Genomic DNA, 1012 nt, shown 5'->3' with positions numbered 1-1012 from the left:
CCCGACGCTCTTCCGATCGGCCCCCCCCCGGGGGGGGGTGGCGCCGGGCGCGGAGCGCGTGTCGCGGCGGGCGGGAACCCGGTGGGGACGGGCGGCCTTCGGGCAGAAGACACGGGCGAGGCCGTACGACCCCTTGTCCGGCCCGCATGACCCGTGGCGGCCGGGTCCGACCGCGCACACCCTGGGATCAGGGGCCCCACGGCCTCGCCCGTTTTCCCAGGCCTTCCCAGGAGGAGACCATGCCCGGCAAACCGCACACCGTGAGCGACGTGATGACCCGTACCGTCGCCGCCGTCGGCCGCGACGCCCCGTTCAAGGACGTCGTCACCCTGATGGAGGAGCGGAAGGTCAGCGCCCTGCCCGTGCTGGAGGATGACGGCAGGGTGATCGGCGTCGTCTCCGAGGCCGATCTGCTGCCGAAGGAGGAGTTCCGGGACAGCGACCCGGACCGGTTCACGCAGCAACGGCGCCTCGACGACCTGGCGAAGGCGGGCGCGGTGGCCGCCGGGGAGCTGATGAGCACGCCCGCCGTGACCGTGCACGCGAGCGCCACGCTCTCCCAGGCGGCGCGCATCATGGCCCGGCACGGGGTCAAGCGGCTGCCCGTCATCAACGACGAGAGCCTGCTCGAAGGCGTCGTCAGCCGCTCCGACCTGCTGAAGGTCTTCCTGCGCGGCGACGAGGAACTCGCCGAGGAGGTACGGCACGAGGTCGTCGACCGCCTCTTCCCGCTCTCCGCCGACCACATCCAGGTCGAGGTCGCCGAAGGCGTCGTCACCCTCACCGGGTGGGTCGACGACAACGGTCTGGCCGCGGTGGCCGAGCGGCTGGCCCGTACCGTCGAGGGCGTGGTCGACGTCCGCTGCCGCCTCACGCCGATGTCCGTGCGAAGCGACCCGCGCTGACGGTCCCGCCCCGCGGCGGCCCTGGGGTGTCCGGGCCACCGCGCCCGGACACGGCGGTGGGGGGGGCGGGGGGGGCGGCGCCGGGGGGGGGGGCGGCCCCCCCCCCC

The 1012-nt window shown here is 75.0% G+C and carries 1 protein-coding gene; it reads left to right on the top strand.

Annotation, left to right across the window (positions count from 1 at the left end; genetic code table 11):
• Nucleotides 1-239: 239 nt before the first annotated feature.
• The gene (locus tag AB0P24_RS47930) at nt 240-905 is read left to right on the top strand and encodes a CBS domain-containing protein (RefSeq protein WP_365805804.1); all 666 of its coding nucleotides are present in this window, start codon (nt 240-242) and stop codon (nt 903-905) included.
• Nucleotides 906-1012 lie beyond the last annotated feature (107 nt).

It is taken from the genome of Streptomyces sp. NPDC086519, assembly GCF_040686075.1.
GTDB classification, from domain to species: Bacteria; Actinomycetota; Actinomycetes; order Streptomycetales; family Streptomycetaceae; genus Streptomyces; species Streptomyces shenzhenensis.
This window is presented reverse-complemented; position numbering and strand designations above follow the sequence as displayed.

Coding starts and splice junctions, on each gene's coding strand:
- AB0P24_RS47930 (WP_365805804.1), top strand. CDS start 240: ATGCCCGGCAAACCGCACACCGTGAGCGACGTGATGACCCGTACCGTC.